18 protein-coding genes and 1 pseudogene are annotated in these 25,794 nt (G+C 54.6%); 5 read left to right on the plus strand and 14 right to left on the minus strand.

All coding sequences use genetic code 11. The annotated features are described in order from the left end of the window. Window positions 1-103: 103 nt before the first annotated feature. The 4 genes from FYZ48_RS02570 to FYZ48_RS02585 form a co-directional block, all read right to left on the minus strand. Window positions 104-997, minus strand: a complete 894-nt coding sequence (locus FYZ48_RS02570; RefSeq protein WP_149337230.1) for a leucine-rich repeat domain-containing protein — start codon at window positions 995-997, stop codon at window positions 104-106. Window positions 998-1,065: 68 nt separating this feature from the next. Continuing rightward, the gene (locus FYZ48_RS02575) at window positions 1,066-1,479 is read right to left on the minus strand and encodes a DUF2721 domain-containing protein (protein WP_149337232.1); all 414 of its coding nucleotides are present in this window, start codon (window positions 1,477-1,479) and stop codon (window positions 1,066-1,068) included. A gap of 116 nt (window positions 1,480-1,595) precedes the next feature. Then, window positions 1,596-2,150 (minus strand): hypothetical protein, encoded by a 555-nt coding sequence (locus FYZ48_RS02580; RefSeq protein WP_149337234.1) that lies wholly within the window; start codon window positions 2,148-2,150, stop codon window positions 1,596-1,598. 90 nt (window positions 2,151-2,240) lie between these two features. After that, on the minus strand, window positions 2,241-3,707 hold the full coding sequence (locus tag FYZ48_RS02585) for a sulfatase-like hydrolase/transferase (protein WP_149337236.1): 1,467 nt from the start codon (window positions 3,705-3,707) through the stop codon (window positions 2,241-2,243). Window positions 3,708-3,932: 225 nt separating this feature from the next. Here FYZ48_RS02585 and FYZ48_RS02590 point away from each other — a divergent pair, with 225 nt between their 5' ends. The 3 genes from FYZ48_RS02590 (at window position 3,933) to FYZ48_RS02600 (ending at window position 8,705) form a co-directional block, all read left to right on the plus strand. Continuing rightward, window positions 3,933-5,423 carry a hypothetical protein gene (locus tag FYZ48_RS02590; protein ID WP_149337238.1) on the plus strand — a complete coding sequence of 497 codons (1,491 nt, stop codon included), beginning with the start codon at window positions 3,933-3,935 and terminating at the stop codon, window positions 5,421-5,423. A 287-nt stretch (window positions 5,424-5,710) separates the two neighbouring features. Beyond that, the gene (locus FYZ48_RS02595) at window positions 5,711-6,958 is read left to right on the plus strand and encodes a hypothetical protein (protein ID WP_149337240.1); all 1,248 of its coding nucleotides are present in this window, start codon (window positions 5,711-5,713) and stop codon (window positions 6,956-6,958) included. Window positions 6,959-7,142: 184 nt separating this feature from the next. Continuing rightward, complete coding sequence (locus FYZ48_RS02600) at window positions 7,143-8,705, plus strand: LamG-like jellyroll fold domain-containing protein (RefSeq protein WP_187781843.1); 1,563 nt, start codon at window positions 7,143-7,145, stop codon at window positions 8,703-8,705. 91 nt (window positions 8,706-8,796) lie between these two features. Here FYZ48_RS02600 and FYZ48_RS02605 read toward each other — a convergent pair whose 3' ends face one another. From FYZ48_RS02605 to FYZ48_RS02620, 4 genes are all read right to left on the minus strand, one after another. Continuing rightward, window positions 8,797-9,489 carry an ABC transporter ATP-binding protein gene (locus FYZ48_RS02605; protein ID WP_149337244.1) on the minus strand — a complete coding sequence of 231 codons (693 nt, stop codon included), beginning with the start codon at window positions 9,487-9,489 and terminating at the stop codon, window positions 8,797-8,799. Between the two features lie 4 nt (window positions 9,490-9,493). After that, on the minus strand, window positions 9,494-10,714 hold the full coding sequence (locus tag FYZ48_RS02610; protein WP_149337246.1) for an ABC transporter permease: 1,221 nt from the start codon (window positions 10,712-10,714) through the stop codon (window positions 9,494-9,496). Window positions 10,715-10,743: 29 nt separating this feature from the next. After that, window positions 10,744-11,535: a hypothetical protein gene (locus FYZ48_RS02615; RefSeq protein WP_149337248.1), complete on the minus strand. Its 792-nt coding sequence runs from the start codon at window positions 11,533-11,535 to the stop codon at window positions 10,744-10,746. A 206-nt stretch (window positions 11,536-11,741) separates the two neighbouring features. Beyond that, window positions 11,742-12,134 (minus strand): hypothetical protein, encoded by a 393-nt coding sequence (locus tag FYZ48_RS02620; RefSeq protein WP_149337250.1) that lies wholly within the window; start codon window positions 12,132-12,134, stop codon window positions 11,742-11,744. A 529-nt stretch (window positions 12,135-12,663) separates the two neighbouring features. Here FYZ48_RS02620 and katG point away from each other — a divergent pair. Further along, window positions 12,664-15,075, plus strand: coding sequence for a catalase/peroxidase HPI (gene katG / locus FYZ48_RS02625; RefSeq protein ID WP_149337252.1), 2,412 nt, complete (start codon window positions 12,664-12,666; stop codon window positions 15,073-15,075). Between the two features lie 86 nt (window positions 15,076-15,161). Here the strand turns inward: katG and FYZ48_RS02630 are convergent, their stop codons facing one another. Beyond that, window positions 15,162-16,595 carry a sulfatase family protein gene (locus FYZ48_RS02630; RefSeq protein WP_187781844.1) on the minus strand — a complete coding sequence of 478 codons (1,434 nt, stop codon included), beginning with the start codon at window positions 16,593-16,595 and terminating at the stop codon, window positions 15,162-15,164. Between the two features lie 131 nt (window positions 16,596-16,726). Further along, complete coding sequence (locus tag FYZ48_RS02635; RefSeq protein WP_149337256.1) at window positions 16,727-18,097, minus strand: Gfo/Idh/MocA family protein; 1,371 nt, start codon at window positions 18,095-18,097, stop codon at window positions 16,727-16,729. Window positions 18,098-18,480: 383 nt separating this feature from the next. Between FYZ48_RS02635 and FYZ48_RS02640 the strand changes: the two genes are divergently transcribed. Next, complete coding sequence (locus FYZ48_RS02640; RefSeq protein WP_149337258.1) at window positions 18,481-19,377, plus strand: dienelactone hydrolase family protein; 897 nt, start codon at window positions 18,481-18,483, stop codon at window positions 19,375-19,377. A 93-nt stretch (window positions 19,378-19,470) separates the two neighbouring features. Here the strand turns inward: FYZ48_RS02640 and FYZ48_RS29855 are convergent, their stop codons facing one another. From FYZ48_RS29855 to FYZ48_RS02655, 4 genes and pseudogenes are all read right to left on the minus strand, one after another. Further along, complete coding sequence (locus FYZ48_RS29855) at window positions 19,471-20,160, minus strand: class I SAM-dependent methyltransferase (RefSeq protein ID WP_261344342.1); 690 nt, start codon at window positions 20,158-20,160, stop codon at window positions 19,471-19,473. 51 nt (window positions 20,161-20,211) lie between these two features. Then, window positions 20,212-23,337: pseudogene (locus FYZ48_RS02645) on the minus strand (efflux RND transporter permease subunit); the annotation flags it as partial. Next, complete coding sequence (locus FYZ48_RS02650; protein ID WP_145043585.1) at window positions 23,334-24,734, minus strand: efflux RND transporter periplasmic adaptor subunit; 1,401 nt, start codon at window positions 24,732-24,734, stop codon at window positions 23,334-23,336. The gene FYZ48_RS02650 and the pseudogene FYZ48_RS02645, both read right to left, overlap by 4 nt. A gap of 355 nt (window positions 24,735-25,089) precedes the next feature. Further along, window positions 25,090-25,710, minus strand: coding sequence for a TetR/AcrR family transcriptional regulator (locus FYZ48_RS02655; RefSeq protein ID WP_149337262.1), 621 nt, complete (start codon window positions 25,708-25,710; stop codon window positions 25,090-25,092). Between the last annotated feature and the right edge of the window lie 84 nt (window positions 25,711-25,794).

Below are 25,794 nucleotides of genomic sequence, written 5' to 3' on the forward strand. Positions count from 1 at the left end.
CCGCTTTCTGTCGCTGACCGTTTCGTGCCTTTCGTGGTTCAATCAAAACACGGCAGGTCTCCCCGTTTTCGCTTCCTGACACCGTTTCTATCCAAAATGCTCCTTAATGATAGTAGATCTCTCGATCCTCCAGCAAAAATTCCGGGGCAAGCTCTTCGATACAATTGCCATGAAGATCCATCATGATATCTTTCAACTTTATAATTGAATCTGGTAATGTTGATATCTGATTATTCCGTAAGAGAATCTGATCTATCGATTTCAAATCTCCTATCGAATCGGGTAAATATTGAATCTGGTTATCCTGTAATTCAAGTTCTTTCAGATTGACAAGATTTCCAATGGTCTCTGGTAATCTGATGAGTTGATTACCGTTTGCTTCAAGAATGATGAGCTGTCGTAATTGTCCTATCGAGTCGGGAAGCTGAGTTAATCGATTGTAACTCACATCCAGATCTACTAACTGGCTAAATACTCCAATCCATTCCGGTATCTCTGTCAGTCTGTTACTGAACAGGGACAGATCCTCGAGGTGTCTCAATGCCATTAGATGTTCTGGTAATGCTTCCAGGTGATTGCGGCCCAGTGGCAGGGCACGTAGATTGGTCAACAGACTGACGTTATCAGGAACTTCAGTCAGATTATTATCAGCAATACAGAAAACTTCTAAATTGGGAAAATCAGCGAACCAGTCGGGGAAGGAAGAGATTCGATTCCCATTTAGATTCAGCTCTTTAAGGTTGGATAATCGATGTAACGAATCTGGGATTACTTCTATTTTATTATTATGGAGCCCTAGAATTTGTAACTGATCTAATTTTCCGATCCAGTCTGGAATTTCTCGTATCTTATTGAAGCTAATAGAAAGTTCACTGAGATGCGTTAATTCAGAGACAGCCTGGGGGATCTCTGTTAGATCTTGGAGAGATAGACTGAGATACCTGGCCCCTGTCGTTTTTGCTTCTTTTATACGTCGATCGACTTCTGATTCTGACATCGGATTTCTCTTAAATAACAGTTAATTCAATCGTGGGACATCCCCCGTAAATCACTTCAGAAACCAACTCACGATTCACAATCCCGCTCGATCCGTTCAAAGTGTTCGTCGATCACATTTAGACTCAACAGCGATTCACGCACCAGCTGTACTGAGGCGAATACCACGCAGCCGATTCCGACGATGATCAGCCCGCCCACAAACCAGAGCGATTGCGGCCGCCAGAGATTCACGACGCCTCCCAGCAGACTCCCCAGTGAAAACAATCCCACGCTGACATACAGGCTCGCCAGCGCATCGCGGAACAGCCGCGCCCGCTGCTGCAGGTTGCGTGACAGGATCTGCGCCCCCGCATCGGGGTGATCCAGCAGATGGTGAAACTCGGTATGAATCTGACCAAAGCGGGCCGAAGTCGAACCAATCAGCAACGCCACCCCCGGCAACAGGATCAGCGGCGTTAACCAGAATTCAGTACTGCTCATGTGTTGTTATCTTTCACTGATCATGTCAGACGCGACACAAAAACCTTTCGTGTATTTTGTGCCTTTCGTGGTTCATTCAAATCATACATGATTAACGCAATTTGCAATTCACCTGCTTACCCTACCTCAACACCGATTTCACGTACAGCACACCAGGCCTGTATCGAGTCCAGCTTCTGTTGTGTCGCTGCATTACGGACAAGGTGCAGCGGCAGTTCCGTGGTGTGACCATCCTGTTCATAACAGAGTGTCAAAGTTCGCGACATCGCTGATTCAGAAATCTTCAGCCCGGTGATCTGTTTCACATCAATCGAACTACTGCCGTTGAGCACCCGCTCCTTTTCAAACGCCACGGGCGGAACAACCAGAATCGCAAACAGGCTGAACAGCGAGAGCAGCAGCGTACTGCCACCAATCACAAACAGCACAAATCGCAGCACCTTCCAGGCCTCTCCCAGATTGCCGGGTAACGGGATGAAACCCGCGACGAGCCCCGTGATCAGTAGGCCCACCGCGACCAGTCCAAAGAAAGAACCCAGCAGCCTCAGGCTCATCCAGCAGGTGAGATAAAGCGACACACCCATCGATTTCATGAGCTGTACCAGCACAATTCCCAGGCTGAGCTGATCCTCCCTGAGTAACGTGACCTCCGTGTCATCCAAAACTGCCATGTTCATCCTTGCCGCTCATAGAGATACGATATCGAATAACCACAAATCTTTTCGTGTATTTCGTGCCTTTCGTGGTTCATAAAAGACTCGTTATTTCCGCTTCGCTTTCCTTTTACCCCCACCCGGAATGCCCGGTTTCTGATCCCACGGTTGCGGCGGATTCTTTTCGTACCGCGGGGCAGCATCTTTTTCCGGGAACTGGTCTGCGATCGCCGTCAGCCGTTTCAGGGCAGCCTGGTCTTCTGGATTATCAGAGTCGATCAGGTTCTTCTCTTCCCACGCATCGCCGCTGATCTTATACAGTTTGACCGGTTTCCCTTTTGCATTGATCCACAGTTTGTAGTCTTTGTCGCGAATCACACGGTCGTCATAATCCAGTGCGGGCTGGACGCGTCCGTCACTCAGCGCGGCTGGCCCGCCTCCCATCGAGAGAATCCATTCCCGCGGCCCTGTCTGCGTCTTACCCAGAATCAGCGGTGCGAACGACTTCCCATCCACCACGCGATCCGCCGGCAGTTTGGCTCCCGCCAGTTCGGCAAACGTGGGCAGGATATCGGTGAAGTCGATCAGGGCGTCCGTCTCCACACCCGCGGGTACTGTACCCAGGCAGTTGACGATGAATGGCATCGCCGTCCCGTTCTGTTCGGTCATCTTCGTCTTACCACCCCGCACCATACGACCATTACGTTTGTTGCTCTGGCCGCCGGTACCGTTGTCGGTGGTAAAGACGATAATCGTATTCTCACGCACCCCGGCAGCGTCCAGGGCAATGAGCAAGCGTCCGACCAGCTTGTTGGTGTAACGCACCATGCCGGCGAACATCCGTTGTTTTCGCTCACTTTGATCCAGGTCGTTGTCGTTTTCGAAGTCCTGTTTATTGTCGGGTGTCGTCGTCAGCGGACTGTGTGTCAGCACCATCGGATAATAGAGCAGCATCGGCTCATCTTTGTGTTTCTGAATGAAGTCCGCGAGGTAATTACAGAAAATATCGGGGCCGAATTCACCTTGAAAGGTCTTGCTCCCTTTGCCCTTGATATTCAGATACGGATCCCAGAACCGGTTCGCGCTCGGTGCATTGTCCGTTTCATACCCCGTCCACATGCACCAGTCATCAAAGCCCGCTTCTTCCATCGCCTCTGGTTCGACACGAAAATCGTCGATCTGCCACTTCCCCACGGCACACGTTTTGTAACCGGCGTCGCGGAGTACATTCGCGAATGTCGTATTCAAACTCGGATCAAAATGCGCACCCGCGCCCCAGCGGGGGACATCCCAGTGATTCGTCCAGCCATGCCGAAACGGATACTGACCCGTCAGCAGCGTCACCCGCGTCGGCGTGCACTGCGGCATACACCACGCGTTGTTGAACTTCATTCCGGTCGTCGCCAGCTGATCGATGGCCGGCGTCCAGACTCCCTCACCCCCGTAACTGCTGATCCACTCCTTGCCCAGGTCATCCACCAGGATAAACAGGATGTTCGGCTGACGGCGCTCTTCCGCCATCGCGGGCTGAATCAGTAACAGTAACGTGGTCAGACACAGCAGGCTGCGATACATGATAAACCTCTCGAGAAGGTAAAGTTGATTAATGATCACTCAACCTTCGATTCTAACTCTACGCAGACACCAGCTCAACAACAAAGCACAGACCACCTGGAACCGCACATTGCAATCTCTCACCACGCAGGCTACTGTGAAGGGGATGGCGGAGCGTGCTAATCACACTTCCGTTCACTCCCGGAGTCCTCTGAACCTCGCGCAACTTCATCGGAAACCAGAACCATGCCACAGCATTCAACCTGTTTCATACTCAGTTCCCTGCTCTCCCTTTCACTCACGACGATTGCCGTCGCTGAAGACTGGGTGATCGACACACAACAGCAATGGACCGATGCAGCCAACTATCAGACGCACCTGGAATTCAAAGACGGCACTGCGATTCCCACTGACAGCAAAGCCACCTTTGTGAGTGAAGTCGAACGCTTTAAAAAGAAACACAAAGCGAAATCGCTGGTCGTCCAGCAGTCTCCCCTCTGGCAGAACTGGGAACCCGTTGCGAACCTCGGCCCGGTCAACCTGCAGGATGCCCCCGTCTTTCTGCCCATCGGTCCTGATAATTACTGGGTCTTCGGGCGTTATGGCGGCGCGAAGAAAAAGCAGGGGTTCCAACCCAAGTCCGCTCAACTCGACGGGTTCGACGTCAAGCTGCAGACCACGCCCTGGAAACATCAGTTTGATGCACCGGGGGGACTCAGCAAAGGGCTCGGCGGTTACCACGCCTGGCAGAGCCGCGACATGGTCAACTGGGTACACCACGGACCCGTCACCGAAGCCTTCTCCCGCTGGGTGACCAGCGCCGAGTACAAAGACGGCAAAGTCTTTATCTATTACGACTACCCCAACGACCAGGACCCGCACGTCTACATCGACGAAGATCTCACCGACGGTAAACCCGGCAAAGATATGGGCCTGGCCGTCAAGGATCCTTCGCACGGTTCCGACGCCGGCTTCATTCGCGATAAGCAGGGACGCTTCCACGTGATCCTCGAAGACTGGAGCCCCATCAACGCCAGCAAACGCTCCTGGGACTCCCCGCTGGCTGCCCACGCGGTCAGTGAGGACGGCGTCACAAACTGGAAGTTCCTTGCCCCACCCGTCGACAACCGCACAAAAGACACCGGCAAAATCGCCGAATACAAACACCCGCACTGGCTGCAGCACCCCGACTGGAACACAAACATCGGCAAGTACCACGTTCACGAGCCCGAGCAGGAAGCCTACGGCGACTGGGCACCCATCTGCGTCGGCTCACAATACTACCTCTTCGGCGACTACGATCCCGCCGGCGGCGGACACATGAGCGTCGCCTGGTTCACCAGTCCCAGTATCGACGGACCTTTCGCCTGGTGCGACAAGATCGGCGAAGGACACCCCGACCCCGATATCGGCTTTGCCGAAGGTCGCTTCTATCTCTTCACCCAGCAGAAAACCGATTTTACCAGCCCCGGTCCCTGGGTAGAACAGGTCCAGGCCCGTGTCGGCGTCGACACCACCAACGACGGCAAACTCGATACCTGGACCGACTGGCAGGAAGTCAAAGAGACCTACGACTACACGCCCGGCCTCTCCAAACACGTCAAAAAAATACCGGCTCAACTCGACCTGACCAGTTTACCCGCCGGTTATGGCTTCGGCTTTGAGCTGAAACTGAAAGACACGACCGCCAACAAGTCAAAACCGATGATTGATAAGGTCACGCTGACCTTTGAATAACTCGATGGGGCAGCAACCCCTGAAACCGAGTCTTCAGGCGTTCCTGCTCTCTACTTTTCTAAAAATTCGGACTGGCAGCTTTCTCCTGCCGACAGGTAAAATGGAAAGCATACTCGCCAACGTTTTCCAGAAACGGCCTCGCTGAGACAGCAACTGAAAACGCAGTCGCGAAGGATTTCAGGTCAGGAATCACCCATCGGAGTACCTGTGAAATGCGCGTCCCCCGTCTCATTCTGGTTGTCGTATCTGGTTTGCTCTCAACTCTCTTCATAGCTGGAGCCAGCTGCTTGACAGCAGCGCCCGCGAAAACCCCCGGCAAGGCGGCAACAACCGCTGAAGCAGAAGCCGTTCTCGACCTGGCCACGTTCCCTTTACCCGCCGATGCCACGACGCAGGGCCCCCGCAGAATGGCAACATTGAGTTACACGGTTCAAAAGCCGCTCAAAGAAATCTTCGACTTTAATGTCAAAGAACTGACCGGACGGGGATGGAAAGAGGTCGCAGGCAGTCGTCGCGAAGGCCCCTTCGCCGGCGCTGAGTTCACACACGGTGATTTTCACCTCAACCTCTCGGTCATGCAGCCTGCCCCCACCAGTCCTGTGAACGTAAACTTCTCACGTTACGGCAATATTCCGCTGAATTCGCTGCCGGTCCCCAAAGGAGCGAAGCAGGTCTATGCGTTTCCAGCAACCATCATGTACACAACCGAAGCCCCCGTGAAAGAGACGGCAGAACAGTGTCGCGATCTGATGCTGAAAGCGGGCTGGACCCCCTACGGCAGCGCCAGTACCACGGCCTACTATCGTCAGAACGCGGTGCTGGTGATGGTTAACGTCATGAGTGCACCGGGCCAGGGAGGCAAAACCGCAATTACTTATACCAGTTCGCTGCTCTCACTCGCTCTGCCGGCTTTTCCGGATGCCATCGATTTCCGTTACACAGATATGACCTCCGAGTTGTCCTTCGATACAAATGCCACTCTCCAGGCGGTGACCGATTTTTACCGCAAGGCCCTGGCGACCGAGGGCTGGAAGGCCACAACCGACGAGCCGGTTGCCATCAGGTGGAAGAAGCTCACCATCTTCCGCAAACCGGGGCAGCAGATGATTACGATCACCACTCACGATTTTGAAGGCCGTACCCGCGTGCGAATTAAACATCAGACCGCCGCTGAGGTAGCGGAAGAAGAGTTTCTCGCTTACGAAGAAGAGGGACGCAAAGGCACATATCGTAAAGGTGATAAGCCGGAAGTCGCTGTTCTGACGAAAGACAGTCTCAAAGTGCAGCAGGAAAAACCGTACGCTCTGCGGATGCAGGTCAAATCGGGTTCCGCATTCGCGGTGGGCAAGGCCGTAGTCGATGCACTGATGGCCGCCGGCTGGAGCGGCACCCTGCCGAAGAAATCCCCGGTCTTTACTACTTGTGCTCTGAAAAAAGGAGAGTCACAAATCTGGGTGATCGCGACAGAACCGACCAAAGCCGATTCCTGGGTCGCCGTGATTGGAGCCGGCGTCACGCTCAAACCCTCGAAGTAGTGACGTCAGAAACTTTGCTTTGCAGGATGACTTTCCCTTTTCTCTCAGGAGCCGGGTTAACCATAGCTTCATCTCCTCTTAATTGAATTCCGTCGCGCACTCTCTCTATACTGAGGAATGCTCTGACGACACAGCAGTCCGCTGACCGTCAGTCCTTCTCTGTCTTCTGATGAAAGTGAATGTGATGAACCGCTCAAATTTCTGCGCCGGTCTGCTCTGCTGCCTGGTGGCATCTCTGTTCCTGCAGACAGTTCAGGCCAAAGAACCCGCTGATCAATCCAACAGGCATGTCCTCATCATCGGTATGGACGGCACCCGCCCCGACGCCCTGCTGAAAGCGAAGACCCCCACCTTCGACAGACTGATCAAGGAAGGTGCCTTCACCGACGACGCCAATATTCTGGGCACGCGTTATCAGAAGAACGATACCATCAGCGGTCCCGGCTGGTCGAGCATCCTCACCGGCGTCTGGGCCGACAAGCACGGCGTGCACGACAACAGCTTCAAAGGCAAAAACTACGAACTCTTCCCCCACTTTTTCAAACGCCTTAAACGCCAGCGGCCCGATGCGAAGACCGTCTCGCTTGTCTCCTGGGATCCCATTCACGAACACATTCTCTCAGAGGCTGATGTCGCTCAGGTCTTCCCACTTCCACGCAGCAAACAGCAGATCGCAGACCTGCGCGTCTCTGGTGATAAACTCAACATCGACACCCGCGACGGCAAATGGCATCACCTGCTCGCTACCCGTCAGAAAGACACTCTGAAACTCTATCTGGACGGCAAAGAGATCGGTTCGCTCTCAGGCGTCGACCTCGATTTTACACTCGGCGGCGACTTCTATTTTCTCGGCCGGGATTCCCGCACCGGTCCGACCTGCTTTCATGGTCAACTCGACGACATCCGACTCTGGAACCGGTCGTTAACCGACAAACAGATTACACAGGCCGCCGGCGGTGCGACTCCCGATCGCCAGGGACTGGTTGCCGAATATCGCTTTGAAGACGCTGCCGACTCCAGTTCACAGGTCCTCGATCTGCCCAATAATGGCGGGAAAGACCACGGTCTAGAGATTCCGTTAACCGAATCCCTCAAACAGTTAACCCATGCTGATTTCACCATCGAAGCCCGCTTTCGCACGACCGACAAAGGACGCAATATTCTCTTCGGTAATTACAACGGCAAAGCCGGCGCCCTCAATCTGGAACTGCATGAAAAGAACAGCGTCCGCGTTTACGTTCAACCACCCGATCCCCGCAACACCGATGCCCTGGAGCGTGAAGGCATCCGGGATAAAACCATCGCTGAGACCGCCGTCCGCATCCTCCGTGAAGAAGATCCCACCGCGATGTTCGTCTACTTTCATCAGACCGATGCCACCGGTCATGCGATCGGCTTCAGCCCTGAAGTGCCCGAGTACATCACCGCCATCGAGAACATTGACAGTCGCGTTAACTCCCTGTTGCAGGCTGTTCAGTCACGACCGAATTTCAAGCATGAGGACTGGCTCACAATCGTCTGCACCGATCATGGCGGTTTGAAACGCAGTCACAGCGATGGCCTGAATGTACCGGAAATCCGTCGCGTCTTTCTGATTGCCCACGGCCCTTCCGTAGCACCCGGCAAAATCTCGCAGCAGGCCTACCTGGTGGACGTCACCGCGACTGCGTTACAGCACCTGCTGGGCGAAGTCGATCCCAAATGGCAGCTCGACGGCAAACCAGTCGGTCTCAAAGCGACGAAGTAATTCACAGACCGTCCTTGAAGTAGACGTAAAAAAACGGGCCCCCTCGTCTTGTGAGGGGGCCCGCATCACTTCTACCAGATCGTGATTAACTTCAAGCCGATTTCTTCAGATCCTCTTCAGTGCCTGATTGAATTCGACCCTCGGAAAGCTTCAGGGTCCTGCGGGCGCATCCCGCAGCGGAGAGGTCATGCGTAACCATGATGATCGTCCGGCCCTCTTCATTGAACTGCCGCAAAAACGACAGGACCTGATCCCGGGTATCGGGATCAAGGTTTCCCGTCGGTTCATCGGCCAGGATGATCGAAGGGTCGTTCGCGAGCATCCGGGCCAGAGCCACGCGCTGCTGCTGTCCGATACTCAGCTCACTCGGTTTATGCTGCAGACGATCCTGCAGGCCCACGGTGGCCAGCAGTTCCTCGGCCCGCTGCTGTCGCTCCGTTTTATACTTCTGCGACAGCATCATGGGGACCTGCACATTCTCTATCGCCGTCAGATAGGGGATCAGGTTGAATGTCTGAAACACAAACCCGAGCTTATTCTGACGGACTTCGGCCCGTTGTTCGACGGGGAGATCGTAGATCGATTCCCCGTCCAGCAGAATCCGTCCCTCGGAAGGGGCGGACATCGCTCCCAGCATTGACAGCAGCGTCGTTTTGCCACTGCCACTGGGGCCGATGATCGAAACAAAATCTCCCCGCGGAATGTCGACACTGGTGGAATCCAGGGCCACGACTTCGTCCTGTTTCTTGCGGTAGACTTTTTTGACGTTTTCTAACTTCAACATGCGGTTAGACCTCCTTGAAACAGAGACAGGGATCGAGGCGGGATGCCTGGCGTGCCGGAAAGTAACTGGCCGCCAGTGTGACCAGAACCGCCACCGCTGCCGCGACCAGTGCCAGACCGGGAACCGGAACGACGGCAACATCCGCAAAGGCAGGACCCAGGAAGACAGCAATCACGCTGCCCAGGATATACCCGCAGATACCACCGGCCAGACCCAGCAGCGCTGCTTTCGCCAGGAAGAGCCGCGTGACGAAACGTGGCGTCGCTCCCAGTGCCATCAGCGTACCGATTTCCCGGCGGCGTTCGATGACATTTGCGAAACTCGCGCTGGCCATACTCGCACCACCCACGGCAATCAGAATTGCCAGGAACAGGTACGACAGGTTCGTCATCATCCGGTTAATCGAAACCTGCGTCTCGACCACGTTGGCGATGGTGACCACCTTGGTACCAGGCAGCAGTTTTGACAGATCGCCTACCAGGCCATTGGCCACATCCTCGCAGCAGCCCATCACTTCGATGATGTTCACAACCGGACCCGCAGAGGACAGCCGCTGGACGGTATGCAGGTGAGCAAACACCCGGCTGTCATCCACAGTACCGGTTGCAGGGAGTACGGTCAGGACGTTGAACGACTCTCCCAGCAGTTCCAGTGAATCACCGGCTTTGAAGTTGTTGGCAGCAGCGAAGTCCGATCCCAGAATGACTTCCGATTTATTCAGATGCTGCAGCGAACGTCGCTCGGCCAGGGCCTCGGGGGAATCCTGGTTTTCGTCAGCAACGTTGATCTTCGCTTTACAGCCTTCGTGCTTTTTGAAGAGCATTCCGCCCCCCGACCAGGCATTCATCTTCTGAATTTCTGATTGAGGCAGAATCCCCGTCAGAATCACATCCTGGTCGTCGACTTTGGTCGGGACACACAGTTTCGGCGTAATCGCTTCTACGCCGGTAAGTCCCGCCAGCGCCAGTTCGGCCACGTGTTCTTCAGGAATCGTTTCCTGGTGCATGTCCGCAGCGTAGTAGTCCTGCAAGGTGACTCCCTGGGGGAGAATTAATACGTTGGCTCCCAGTTCGTCGAGTTTGCCGGCTACCTCTTGTTCAGAAAAGATCGTGACGTTGCGGATCGCCACCAGCGCTGTCACACTCAGGATGATCGCCAGCAGACTGGCAATCAACGCCGTGGGACGCTCCTTCAGTTCTTTCCAGATCATGGTGCTCATTGTCATGAGAAACCTCCTTCAGTGAGTGAGACGGTCTATTCTTTACAGTGCTTACAGCCTTCCACGCCACAGCTCTTGCCCGCTTTTTTGAGCTCGGCGATCAACTGCTGGCTGGTAACCTTGCCGCTGTATTGACCAATCATCACACCCGGAGGCGCCATGAATACGATTGACGACTCCTGTGAAGCCGGCACTTCCAGTTCTTTCAGGAAGTCACCTTCACCCGGTGCACTGCGGTCGACGGTGACGACTTCTACCACGTCCTTGTAACAGGGAACCGCTTTGAATGCCTGCACGCCCGCAGGTACGCCTGTGTTTCCGCCAGGATTGACACAGAGCAGAACCATTTTGCGGCTCTGCAGGTTCAGCATGCAGCGGGCCTTGGTCGGAGACACGAAGGCCTGCTGAATGTAATCGTCGTTGATCTGTTTCACGAACGATCCGGTGATGGCACCATTGGGAGCGACCGCCAGCGTCAGCGGCATCGGTGCCCGGGAGACACCGTACTCTTCAATTATCTTCTGTTCTTTAGGATCGTTGGTATTCACGGCGACAAAAGAGGTGGTCTCTTTCTTGCCGTTCAGGTTCTGCGACAGCGTATTCCACATGTTTTTCGTCGCGTCATCCTGATCTTTGTAGAACATGATGAACGTGTATTTGTTCTGTTGCGAAGCTGTAGCACGCGAGCTTTCGGCTCGACTCAAGGCAGCGACGCGGGGTACCTCTTCAGCCATCGATACCGTGGTCAGAGAACTCAGCAGAGTTCCGGCGGCCAGCAGGCGGATACCGTTAACTTTGAACAGTCTGAGAATCGAAGGAGTCATCATAACGATCATTTTCCTTGTCAGTAGTGGGAATGAATAAATCTATTTTGGTGAGAGGAGTCAGCGACGGACGTGGAACGTGCTCCGTGTGAAGATCTGTGGTCTTCTGCTGGATTTAGCGCAGCGCTGTTCTCCTCGGTATATCAACTGAAAGACAACTCTGGTTCAGCATCCAGAGCGATCGCCTGCGCAGAGCAGGCCACGAGAATTTATAAACGCAAGGGGAGCGTCAGCGGCGTCTGTGATGTGTCCCTGGAGAAAGAATCCAGGACGGTGAAACGCGACCCGTCCTGATCATGATTGACCACAATTCCGGGAAGTGGTGTCACACTGATGAGTGGCACTACGGGTGCATTCGGTGCAAAAACCTGATCGGCCATGTGACAGATACAGGGACAGTCATGGTGATCATCATGCGAGGATTCACTGCGGATCTCTGCCGACTTCGAGGTATGTACGCAACAACTGCAATTCGAAGCGGGAGCGAGACAGACTTCGCCTGCGGTGGAAACAGCTTCATCGCAGCCGGCCAGACCATGTCCCCAGCAGACGGGGCACGGTTGCAGCAACAGTGCGATCATTAAAAGGCGAAGCAGTTTCATCTGTCTGTCAGATCCAGCGTAAAGTATCAGCAAACCGTTTCCTGAGAGATTGAATTTCCATTCAGGAGCATGTGTTGTGTGCGCCCCGATTCAGGGGACATAACCAATGTTGATATCGTCTGCCGAACTTATTCCGCTTGATCTCATCTGATCAGTTATAACGTTTGTGCCGGTTTGTCAGGGGGCAGCCAACAAAGACGATGCCGGACTCCCACACTCTATATGTTCCCTATGTTTTCAGCCGTGGCAGTCCTCATTGACTCAACAATCAGGAGCGATTTCGCCGGGCACTCACACTGGATGTCGATGTCATGTTTTGTTCCAGATTTCTGAAAAGGATATGGATGTAAAGTTTATAAGTATATAAATATAAGATACTTGAGAAAAATTAAATCCATGCATGAGGTGCATGGTATGTATGCTGGTAATGTATTAGACATATCGCAGTCTCCGTCTAGAATTAAAGTGTCTCAGGAACAGTCCTGGTCGAGGACACTCCATTTCACTCTAATTACTGACAGGAGATGTGATGACTAGTTACTTTGCTCGCTCAATGCAGAAAGGCACAGTGCTGGTGTTATGCGTCGCCAGTTCTGCGTTCGCACAGAATCACCCGCCCCACGCGAAACAGACTCAATCAGAGGTTCACAAACAGCATCCCCATGTGGCCGCACTGAAAGGTGACAAAGAGGGAGCAGGCGCCAAGTGCCCGGTCATCGGCCACGCCCAGGGCCAGCGACATACCGCCGCCACAGCCGGAAACATGTCTATTGGTGACTGGTGGCCCAACCAGTTGAACCTCGATATCCTGCATCAGAATTCCCAGAAGAGTAATCCGCTCGGCAAAGATTTCAACTACGCCGAAGAGTTTCAGAAACTGGATCTGAAAGCCGTCAAGAAAGATATCAAACAGCTGATGACCACTTCTCAGGACTGGTGGCCGGCAGACTACGGACACTACGGTCCCCTCTTCATCCGGATGGCCTGGCACAGTGCCGGTACCTACCGGGTTACCGACGGACGCGGCGGTGCATCAGATGGTACCCAGCGCTTTGCACCGCTCAACAGCTGGCCCGACAACGCCAACCTGGACAAGGCCCGTCGCCTGCTCTGGCCGATCAAGCAGAAGTACGGTCAGAAAATCTCTTGGGCCGACCTCATGGTTCTGACCGGAAACGTTGCATTGGAGTCCATGGGCTTTGAAACCTTCGGCTTCGCCGGCGGACGCGAAGATGTCTGGGAACCTCAGAAAGATGTTTACTGGGGACCAGAGAGTGAATGGCTCGGACGGAAACGGTACGAGAATGAAGACAAACTCGAAAACCCGCTCGCAGCAACCCAGATGGGGCTGATCTACGTCAACCCGGAAGGACCTGCCGGCAAACCCGATCCACTGGCAGCCGCTCACGCCATCCGCGAAACTTTTGGCCGTATGGCGATGAACGATGAAGAAACCGTCGCCCTGATCGCCGGCGGACACACCTTCGGCAAAGCCCACGGTGCCGCCAGCCCCAAAGGCAATGTCGGTCCCGAACCAGAAGGAGCTGGTCTGGCTGAACAGGGACTCGGCTGGAAGAATAAATACGGTAAAGGAAATGCCAGCGATACCATCACCAGTGGTCTGGAAGGTGCCTGGACTTCAACCCCCACACAGTGGTCCAACGGCTACTTCGATAATCTGTTCGGTTACGAATGGAAACTGGTCAAAAGCCCCGCCGGTGCGTGGCAGTGGACTCCCAAAGAAGAATCGGCAAAAGGAACGGTTCCGGATGCCCACGATCCTTCCAAGTCGCACGCACCCATGATGTTCACCACTGATCTGGCGTTAAAGATGGATCCCGCTTACGGGAAGATCTCCAAACGCTTCCACGAAAATCCGGATCAGTTCGCCGCAGCCTTCGCGAAGGCCTGGTATAAGCTGACGCACCGTGACATGGGACCCGTCTCGCGCTGTCTCGGTCCCGAAGTTCCCCAGGCACAGATCTGGCAGGATCCCGTACCCGCCGTCGATCACAAACTGGTCGACAAGCAGGACATCGCAGAACTCAAACAGAAAATCCTGGCTTCCGACCTGACTGTCCCACAGCTGGTTTCAACCGCCTGGGGTTCCGCTTCCACCTTCCGTGGCAGTGATTATCGTGGTGGTGCCAACGGAGCACGTATCCGGCTCGCACCGCAGAAAGACTGGAAAGTCAATCAGCCTGAAGAACTGGAAAAAGTTCTGCAGACGCTGACAAACATTCAGAAGGAGTTCAATAAGGCTCAGACAACCGGCAAGCAGATCTCCCTGGCTGACCTGATCGTACTTGGCGGATCAGCCGCTGTGGAGAAAGCAGCCAAGGCCGCCGGTCATGATGTGAAGGTTCCCTTCTCACCCGGTCGGACCGATGCCACCCAGGAAATGACCGACGTGGAATCCTTCTCTGTGCTCGAGCCGCAGGCAGACGGCTTCCGCAATTACTACTCGCACGGATTGACGACGCCGGCTGAAGAGCTGCTGGTCGACCGGGCAAACCTGCTCTCGCTGACAGCGCCGGAAATGACGGCCCTCGTCGGTGGTATGCGTGTGCTGGATACGAATGTCGGCGTTCCGGGGCTGGGAGTGTTCACAAAACAGCCGGGCACCCTGTCTAACGACTTCTTCGTGAACCTGCTCGACATGGATACCAAATGGCAGAAGTCACCCATGTGTGATCACTTCTTCGAAGGTCGGGATCGCAAAACCGGACAGGTCAAGTGGACGGCCAGCTCTGTGGACCTGGTGTTCGGTTCGAACTCACAGTTGCGGGCGATCGCCGAAGTCTATGCCAGCGAAGATGGTAAAAAACGGTTCGTGGAAGACTTCGTCTCCGCCTGGACCAAAGTTATGAACCTCGACCGGTTCGACCTGGATCCGGCTCTGAAGAAGGCGGCTCCCACAGCCAGCCTGAGTCAGCGCTAGATCTGACGATCAACGCCTGAAACGTTGACGCGAACGGGGGAGTAGGTCTAACGGCCTGCTCCCCTTTTTTGATTACTGTCCGCGTCTCATTTCTGCTTGAGAAAGCTCCGCTCTGTCGCAACCGGATCCGCATCATCCCAACGCTGCAGCCAGGTTTGCAGTTCCCCTTTCAACCGCTTCAACACCGGTGCCATTTCCGGCTTGTCGACGAGATTCGCCAGCTCTTCCGGATCCGCCTGACGGTCATACAACGCCCATTCCGGACGATGGTGTAGTCGCTGCACCAGTTTGTTATGGGTCTGGCGTTTCGTCTTTTGAGCTCTGCGGACCCACGAACCCGCGGTGTCTGCGCGGCCCTGTGAGTTACCGGCTTCAAGCCACTCAAGTGCCTGGGTCAGTGTGGTATTGGAAGTGATCTCCTGGTCTGCACGCGGCGACCAGATCAGCGTATAGCGCTGGTCGCGGATCGAACGGATCGGAAAAATCCGTTCCCGGTTATCAATGATGTTGCAGTTCGTGAAGGCACCGTAGGCGTATTCATGCACCCTCTGGTCGCCGCCCGTCAGGTTGATCCACTGACTGCGTCCGTCAAAATCCTGATCGTCAGGCTGGCCTCCCGCAGCGGTGAGCAACGTGGGAGTGATGTCGGCCAGCCACATCAGTTGGGAGTTGCGTTTCCCTTCCGGGATGACTCCAGGCAGCGCGACCACAACGCCGGTAGCCAGACCATCATCGAAACAGGTCCACTTGGAAAAAGGAAACGCATTCCCCTGCTCGGAACAGAACAGGACCAGCGTGTTGTTCGCAAGTTGTTCTTCCTTCAGTACGGTCCGCAGCTGTCCCAGCAGATCATCCAGATTGGTGATCTCCGCGTAATGTTGGACCAGTTCTCTGCGATAGGCCCGCGTATCAATGGTGTCGGCGTTGAGTGATAATCCCTGCAGATCATATCGGCTGGGGTCACCCGTTGTATAAGGTCCGTGCGCATCATGCGAGGCAACGACCAGGCAGAAAGGCTGACCCGCCTCGCGGGCGGTCGTCATGTACTCCCGTGCCAGCTTGACTGCTTGGGGGTTCGCATTTTCCTGCTTGGACAAACTGCCGACATTGTCGAAGGGATAGCACTCGTTCGGACCGATGTGACGCTTCCCCAACAGACCCACACGATAACCCAGCGGTTTCAGATAATGCGGCAGACTCTTTGTCCCTTTGACCGACTTGGAATGATTGGGCATCGCCCGCGTCCGCCAGACAGTACGACCACTGTAGAGTTCCTGCCGGAAGGGAGCACACATCGCGACGTTGCAGTACACGTTGTCCAGTCGCATGCCGTCCCGCGCGAGTTGATCGAGGTGCGGTGTCTGCGCCTGACCACCCCACGCGCCCAGTGAATCGCGGTCGATGTCATCGCCCAGCAGGATCAGAATATTCGGCGGTGCTGCTTCAACGTCCGTTTCTGCAGACCAGGCACAGAACAGCAGCAGTACCAGAATTCCACTCACAACAGGAACGCGCATCATCGAACCACCCATGGCTTGAGAACATCTGGAGAAAGATCACCGTAATCCACAAAGCATCCACGGAAAGACGCTCGGCCGGATCGCGCAGTGATGCACAACCCGGTCGAGTCTGTTCCCTGAATCCAACGGGATTACATGTTGATCTCATACCCCTTGCGGTTTTCGCGGGAGAGGAATGAGTTCGCCTGATCGTCGCCGATAATCTCGCGTTTCTTCGGATCCCAGTTGAGATCGCGACCAAGACGCATGGAGATATTCGAGAGATGGCAGATTTCCAGCATCCGGTTATGCGACCAGACATCCGAAATCGGCTGCTTGCGGGATTTCATTCCCTCAATGAAGTTAGCGGTGTGGTTTTCACTCACTTTGCCGCCGTACACAGCTTCAATCGCGCCGTCTGGCAGCGGATTGTCTTTCAGCGCTTCAACGGGGGCACCCACAATTTTGCCCCGGTTGACGAAGAATCGGCCTTTGGTCCCTTCGAACAGAATGCCGTTATCTCCCTCGCTGGTGATAATCATTTCCACGTCTTCAGGCATGTCGACCTTGATACGGAAGCTCGTGGCGGCATTGTACTGATCGTTGACGACCGGGAAACCGTCTTTGTATTCCACAGGCAGTTCGTAACTGACGGGGGAAATCTTGCTGGGGCCGGTGTCGGTGGCGCCCAGTGCCCAGCAGGCGATATCGACGTGATGGGCACCCCAGTCGGTCAGCTTACCGCCGGAATACTCGTGCCAGTTACGGAATGAATAGTGGCAGTTGCTGTAAAGCGGCACTCCCCCGCCGTAACCTTCACGCATTTCAGGCAGGGCCCGATAAGCGACCTTCGGAGCAGGTCCCAGCCAGAATTCATAATCCAGGCCTTCCGGAACTTCCGCTTCGGGAATTTTAGGAGACCCTTCCATGCCATTGATGCCACAGGTCACTTTCTGAACCTTACCAATCCGACCATCGCGGATCAGGGCAATCGCCTGCAGGAATCGCTGTCCCGATTCAGATCGCTGCATGGTTCCCACCTGGAACACGCGACCGGTCTGCTTGACCATCTTTTCGATCAGCTTGCCTTCGTCGATGGTCAGCGTTAATGGTTTTTCGCAGTAAACGTCTTTGCCCGCCAGCATCGCTTCGACAGCGATTTTGGTATGCCAGTGATCGGGAGTCGCAATCATCACAGCATCGATATCCTGACGATCGAGCACCTTGCGGTAATCTTTATAAGCGTCCGGTTTTTTATCCTGCTTCTTGACCAGCTTCTCAACATTCGCACCCAGTACGTTTTCATCCACATCGGCCAGTGCCGCAAAGTCGGCGAACTTGGTTGATTTGTTGGTGATCGCCCAACCCTGGTTGCGCAGACCAATGGTCGCAAACACCGGACGTTCGTTGGGTGACTCATATCCCATGGCCCGATTGAGTGAAGGGCTCAGAATACCGGCAGCACCCGCAAAGGCGACTCCCTGGATAAAATTGCGGCGCGACATTTTTTGAGAAGTTGACATTCAGTGAAATCCTCTTGGAGAAATTAAACGGAAATAGAAGTTCTGCAGATAAATACAGGCTCACTCTGTTCGCGTGCGAGACGGAACAGGGACCCTGTGGGGATCATTAATTGTAGCTGATGCTCCACCCCGAGTACACAGTAATCATTGTCTGACAGAATTGAAGTAGAGTCCTGAAATCAACTTTGGAACAGTCTATTCTGGATTCGGAATCCTTCCTCAGGAATATTCAAAGTCCCATCATAGCTCGACGACTTTTCTAAAAAAACTTTCCAATTTCGATGCGAAGTTTTTATCATAAAAGACAGTGTACGACTGCTTATTTCTTCGTGATCGGGAACAGACCCGTCCCGACCGCGACTGTTAAAATGAAAGACCCTTCCATGGAACGCAAATCCGCATCTGAATTCGATCAGAAAGTTCTGGACCTCTACGACGACTATGCCCACGGCCGACTCAATCGGCGGGATTATATTAAACAACTCGGTGCTTTCGCTGTCGGAGGCCTGACGGTGGAAGGCCTGCTGGCCAGTCTCTCTCCCAACTACAGCTGGGCCGAACAGGTCAAACCTGATGACCCACGCATTAAAACCGAACGCATCACCTACGACTCCCCCGACGGAGCCGGTAAAATGAAAGGTCTGCTGGCCTGGCCCGCAAAGGGAGAAAAATTCCCCGCGGTCCTCGTGATTCACGAAAACCGGGGCCTGAATCCCTACATTGAAGATGTGGCCCGCCGCCTCGCTGCACAGGGGTTTCTGGCTCTGGCTCCCGACGCTTTAACGCCCCTGGGTGGTTATCCCGGAAACGATGACGAAGGCCGTACCATGCAGCGGAAACGGGAACCTGAAAAAATGAAAGAGGATTTCGTCGCAGCCGCGAAACTGCTCGACAAACATGACAAGTCCACAGGCAAAGTAGGCGTGGTGGGATTCTGCTTCGGTGGGGGCATGGTCTATCAGGTGGCGCTCGAACTCCCCGACGTCATCGATGCCGGCGTCCCCTACTATGGTCGTCAGCCCGATGCTGCCGAGGTTCCCAAACTCAAGACACCCCTGCAGATTCACAACGCATCACTGGATCGACGCATCATGGCTGGTGCTCCCGAACTGGAAGCCGCTCTGAAAAAGAACGACAAACCGTTCGAGGCCTATGTCTACGAAGGCGCGAATCATGGCTTCCATAACGACACCACTCCCCGCTACGACGAGAAGTCCGCAGAACTCGCCTGGAAACGAACAATCGACTTCTTCAAGAAACAGCTCGGGGAACAGAGTTGATCTATTAGAGAACTCCATCATTCAAATAGTAAATAAAAAAGGGAGACCTATCTCATCAGGATAGATCTCCCTTTATTTAAGTTGCAGCAGTTATTAAACCCGCTGGATCACAGCAAACAACGCCTGCGGTCCCCCTTCCGAGAAGTGGGTATCCGCGTCTTCCCGCGTGACGAAACGACAGTCAACGATCGACTGCACCTGCCAGCCCTCCTGGAAGGTGGCACGCAGTTCTTCGCTGCTCACGCGTCGCGGTCCTTCACCTGCAGGCTCCTTGTCGCTGAAGCACTGCAGATAAAGCGTCGCCCCCGGTTCCATCACCTGGGCCAGTTCACTCAGATAACGCACTCGATCTTCATTCGAGAGAATGTGGAAGAATCCACAGTCAAGTACATTGTCAAACAGCTGATTCAACTCTGAAAGCTGCAATGCGTTCTGTTGCAGGAACGTTGCCCGCAGACCCCGTTCGGTTGCCTTGCGATTGGCTTCCGCAATGGGGGCTGCCAGCAGATCAATACCGGTCACTTCGCAATCCTGAGCCGCGAAGAACAGCGCATTCTCTCCCGTCCCACAGCCGACGTCCAGCACGCTGCCCCGGATGCGGTCAGCCACCTTCACAAACTCCGGCTGCGGTTCACCAATGTCCCAGGGAGGCCTCTCTTCTGCGTACATCTGTTCGAAGTTCTCGGCAGGAGTGGTCTCTCTGTCAGCCGGACCAGAGGAAGCCGAGTCGGAACTGTTCGCGTTAGACTGGCTGCGGGAAACATGTTCGTCGGATGGTAACATCGCATTGGTCTCCTGGTTCAAAACGGCAGCATCCCCGCCGGCCACTGCAGGCTGGCGAGCGAAACGCCGCAGCACCACGTAGAAGACCGGGGTCAGGAACAGACCAAACAGGGTAACTCCCAGCATACCACTGAAGACCGCGGTCCCCAATACCCGTCGCATTTCAAAACCGGCACCGGTGGCGATAAGCAGCGGAATCACACCCAGAATGAAGGAGAACGCCGTCATCAGAATCGGCCGCAGTCTTAAACGACAGGCCGCAACAGCGGCTTCAAACCGGTCCTTACCCGCGTCTTCTTCCGCCTTGGCAAATTCCACGATCAGAATCGCATTCTTACAGGCCAGACCCACGAGTACGATGAACCCGATCTGCGTCAGAATGTTATTGTCCATGCCACGGAACCAGATCCCCATGATGCCGAACAGCAGACACAAAGGCACAATCAGAATGATGGCCAGTGGCAACAGCCAGCTTTCATACTGGGCTGACAGCGTGAGGAATACAAACAGCACCGCCAGCGGGAACAGGAATACAATCGTATTTCCTGCCTGCCGTTCCTGGAATGCGAGTTCAGTCCACGCATAACCGAATCCGGGGGGCAGACTCTGCTCCGCCAGCTGTTCCATCGTTGTCAGCGACTGTCCCGTACTGAAACCGGGTACGGTATCACCATTCAGGTCAGCAGCAGGGAACAGGTTGTAACGCACCAGGCGGTCCGGTCCCGCTGTTCGCTTCAACTGCACTACCGAACCCAGCGGAATGCTCGTGCCCCGGGCACTGCGGGTGCGCAGGCGGAGAATGTCGCTCGGTTCGTCACGGAACTCAGGTTCCGCCTGTGCCGTCACGCGATACGTACGACCCAGGAAGTTAAAGTCGTTCACGTATACTGAGCCCAGGTAGACTTCCAGTGCATCGAAAATGTTGTTAATCGGAATATCCAGCATCTGTGCCTTGGTCCGGTCCACCTCCGCATAAATCTGCGGCACGCTCGTTCGGAAGTTTGAATAGACCTGCACCAGCCCGGGCTGTTGATTGGCTTCCGCCACCATCCGCTCGGTAACCTGGTTGAGGGCAGCCACGCCGGCGCCACTCTGGTCCTGCACATACATCTTATATCCGCCACCACGACCGATCCCACGGACCGGGGGCGGGGGAATGATGAAGATCTGCGCTTCATTGATTGAAGAGACTTCACGCCGCAGGTCTCCGATAATCGCATCCAGGTTCCGTCCCCGCTTGGCCCGCTCCTTGGCATCCTCCAGTGGGAGGAACGTCACCGCGGCGTTGGGACTGATCGTAAACGTCGATCCCGACAGACCGGCAATTCCGACGGAATGTGCGACACCATCGATCTCACTCCCGATTTGCGCAACCTGTCTGGTAACCACATCGGTTCGCGACAGAGAAGCCCCATCAGGCAGCCGGATACTGACAATCAGATACCCCTGGTCCTGGGCCGGAATGAATCCTGACGGAACCATACCAAAGCTGTACCAGGTCGCCACCAACAGGCCGCCATAAAGTATCAGCGACAGTGCCGACACACGAATGATGCGGGAAATAAAGCCCGCGTAAACGTTTCCGGTAAAGTCAAAGAAGCGATTGAACCCTCGGAAAAACCAGCCGAAGAAGAAGTCGACCAATTTTCCCATCTTGTTCCGCTCGGCGTTCTTCGGTTTGAGCAGTAACGCACACAGAGCCGGGCTCAAGGTCAGTGATACGAATGTTGAAAACGCAGTCGAGATGGCAATCGTCATCGCGAACTGCCGGTAGAAGCGACCACTCATGCTCGGTACGAACATGGTCGGCACGAACACGGCAATCAGCACCAGGGTTGTCGCGATCAGCGCAGAGCCGACCTCGTCCATCGCTTTATGTGTGGCTTCGCGCGGCGAATAACCATCGCCAATCAGACGTTCCACGTTCTCCACCACCACGATGGCATCATCCACCACAATCCCGATCGCAAGCACCAGCCCGAACAGCGAGAGCGTATTCAATGAAACGCCCAGCACCTGCATCGCGGCAAATGTTCCGATCAACGAAATCGGAATTGCGATCACGGGAATGATCGTCGGTCGCCAGCCGTGCAGGAACAGGAACACGGTCAGCACCACCAGCGCAGTCGTGATATAGAGAGTTTCAAACACCTCCGCGATCGACTCTTCGACGTAGTCGGTCGGGTTGTAAGCAATCTCGTAGCCTACCCCTTCCGGGAAGTCCTTATTCAGATTGGCCATGGTCTGCTTCACTTCGGCTGCAGCATCCACCGCATTCGTACCGGGCCGCTGATAAATCAGAATCGCCACCGCAGGCTTCCCGTCCAGATAACTGATACGCGAATAATCCTGGGCTCCCAGTTCAATCCGGGCCACATCATTCAGACGCGTCACGCGACCATCATCGCCCCGTTTCACGATGATATCGCCGAACTCGCCCTCTTCGCGCAGACGACCCTGGGTGGTGACGTTCAACTGAAAATCACCAGAGGCATCAATGGGAGGCTGACCAATCACACCAGCCGCCACCTGCGCATTCTGTTGACGGATCTCTGAAACGATGTCGCCCACGGTCAGACCCACGTGCGTCATCTTCTCAATGTCGAGCCAGATGCGCATTGAGTATTCGTTACCACCGGCGACACGAATATCCCCCACACCATCCAGACGCATCAACGCGTCGCGAATGCGCAGGAAGGCGAAGTTACTGATGTAAAGCTGATCCCGGCTGTTATCGGGTGAGTTCAAGTGCACCACCATCAGCATGTCGGGAATCTGTTTGCGGGTGGTCACACCAATCTGGCGCACCGCTTCAGGCAGCCGCGCTTCCGCAACCGCGACCCGGTTCTGTACCAGCACTTGCGCGTCGTCGAGGTTGGTTCCCAGCTGAAACGTGACGGTCAGCTGCATGGTACCGTCACTACTCGAGGATGATTCCATATACAGCATGTTGTCCACGCCGTTCATTTCCTGTTCGATCGGTGTCGCCACCGTATCCGCGATCACCTGGGGCGTCGCACCTGGATAACTGGCGCGAACCACAATCGTCGGCGGTGCCACATCGGGATACTGGGAGACCGGCAATGAGAAGTACGCCAGACCTCCTACCAGAACAACGATGAAGGAGAGCACCGACGCAAAAATGGGGCGTTCAATAAAGAAATGGGGGAACTTCATGGATTGTTCCTCGGCTTTCCAAACAATGAACTGACCTTGGGGGCCGGCTTCGTCGGCAGGGGATCGGGTTCGGGTGAGATCCATTGCTCAGGCGGCAAGGGACTGTAATCGTTGGGCAGGCCATCTTCGACGACTTCAATTTTCCCGGGTTTTACCTGGACCTCCATCTCCGGACGTACCAGCAGCAGACCGGCGATGATGAGTTGCTCATCCCCTTTCAGACCCTCACGGACCACGCGCAATCCATCCACGATTGGCCCCGGTTGAATCACGCGCTGCTCGACTTTGCCATCCACCACGACATACACAAACTGTGACGACTGATCGGTGCCCACCGCAGAGTCGGGAATCAGGATCGCATCATAAGCGGCACTTCCCGGAATCCGGATCCGGGCAAACATCCCCGGCAGCAGCGTCCCGTTTTTGTTCGGGAAAATAGAACGTGCCCGCATGCTGGCGGTATCCACGTCAAACCGGTTGTCTACAAAGTCCATGTGTCCCTGGTGAGGAAAACCTTTCTCATCCACCAGTCCGAGGAAGACCGGGTTTTTAGCCACCCGGGAACTGGCACGTTTACCGTTCTGAGCCAGTCGCGTGTATTTCAAAACTTCCTGCTCGTTGGCATCGAAGTTACAGTAGATCGGTGCGACTGAAGTGATCGTCGTCAGCATCGTCGAAGTGGAAGTACCTCCGCTGACGAGGTTCCCTTCCGTGACATGTTTCTTACTGATTCGTCCCGTGACGGGAGCATAGATTCGCGTGTAATCCAGATTCAGTTCGGCTGTCTCAACTTGTGCTTTCGAAGCTTCGATGACCGCCAGTGCGGTTTCAATGGCTGCCTTGGCAGAACTGATGCCTGCCTGGCTCGCTTCCACATTCGCCTTCGCCTGCAGAAAAGCCGCTTCCAGCTGATCGAGCTCATCCTGCGTGGTCACGTTCTTGGATTTAAGCGAGCGCGCCCGCTTGACCTGGGCAAATGCCAGTTCCAGTTGCGCCTGTGTCTGCTCCTTCTGAGCATTCGCTTCTTCCAGTTGTGCGCGTGCCTGTACCAGTTGCGAATTCGACTGACTGAGTGTCGCTTTGGCAAGACTCAGCTCCGCTTCGAAAGGACGGGGATCAATCACGAACAGCAGCTCGCCTTCATTGACCATCTGCCCTTCATCAAAGTGGGTTGATTTCAGGTAACCGCTGACCCGCGCCCGCACTTCGACAAAGTCGATTGCTTCCAGTCGACCGGTGTAAGCGTCCCATTCCACAATCTGCTTGACGACCGGCTTGGCGGTCGTCACAGTGGGGGCCACTTTCTGGGGTGGGGCAGTCTGGGCTTCGTTGCATCCCGACAGGCTGACACACAGTCCGCCCAACAGGACCAGGGATATACTCGTTAAATACTTCATTGAACCCGCCGATGGTTAATTGACTCTGAAGGAAGGCAGTTTTCGGAAAAGTGATGCTGGCTTTCGGAGCGCCCTGTTTTCCGAGGTGGTACACACTTACGACGATAATCGGTAAGCCTGGCTAATAGTTTATACGAAAACTATTCACATGAAGTTTATGCGAGATGTCAATATGAGGCAATTGCAGAATTCAGATTTTTCAACAGAAAATCGGAAGGCCCGTTCTTCCTAACTGCAGGAAGCTATTCAGGATGTGACTGTCCAGAATGATTGTCCTGGACACTTGGTTTTAGCCCCGTAGCAGAGAGTTCGTCGGGGAGCTGTGAACCCTGAGACCGTCGTTTCTGGCCCGTTTTCAGCAGGAATACTGAGCCAGAAACATGCTGACCGTCGACTCGACAAGCTGTTTCTTCTGTACTTCCGTCAGTGGCGCTTCCTTGCCGATCAGCGGAGGCCAGAAGGCAAAGGATTGAATCAGTCCCAGGAACTGCTTCGCCGCCAGTTGGGCATCAGGAATCTGCAGGTTACCCTCCTGATGTGCTGTTTCCAGCCAGACGATTAGCCCAGCCTCGAACTGGGTCGAATCAATCATCATCTCACGAGCCAGGTCCGGCGACTGCAAAAACCGGGAAAGCGTAACCCGGGCCAGGTCCTGAAATTCGGGAGAAGCCATCAGATCGACGGCCGTCTGACCGATGTCGCTCAGCTGCGTGGCAATGGGTTCACCAGGAGTATAGTCAGAGACTTCGATCAGCTGACAGCGCGACATCAGTTCATCCACAATCGCAGCGAACAGATCTTCCTTGCTGGGAAAATGATTGTAAACCGTTCTCTTGGAAACAGATGCGACTTCTGCAATCCGGTCCATGCTGGTGTTGTCGAAACCGTTCTGCTTCAACTCCGAAACGGCGGCCTCCATGATTGCGGCTCGTTTCCGGTCTGTCAGTCTTCCCTTGTTTGCCGATTTTGACATCATAAAAAAAGTACACTTTGCGGTTTACATACTTCGATAAAAAACTACACTACCCGGTGTAGTTTACTTGCGCTTCTACCCAATTCA

Origin of the sequence: Gimesia chilikensis, from assembly GCF_008329715.1 — a bacterium.
Classification (GTDB): Bacteria; Planctomycetota; Planctomycetia; order Planctomycetales; family Planctomycetaceae; genus Gimesia; species Gimesia chilikensis.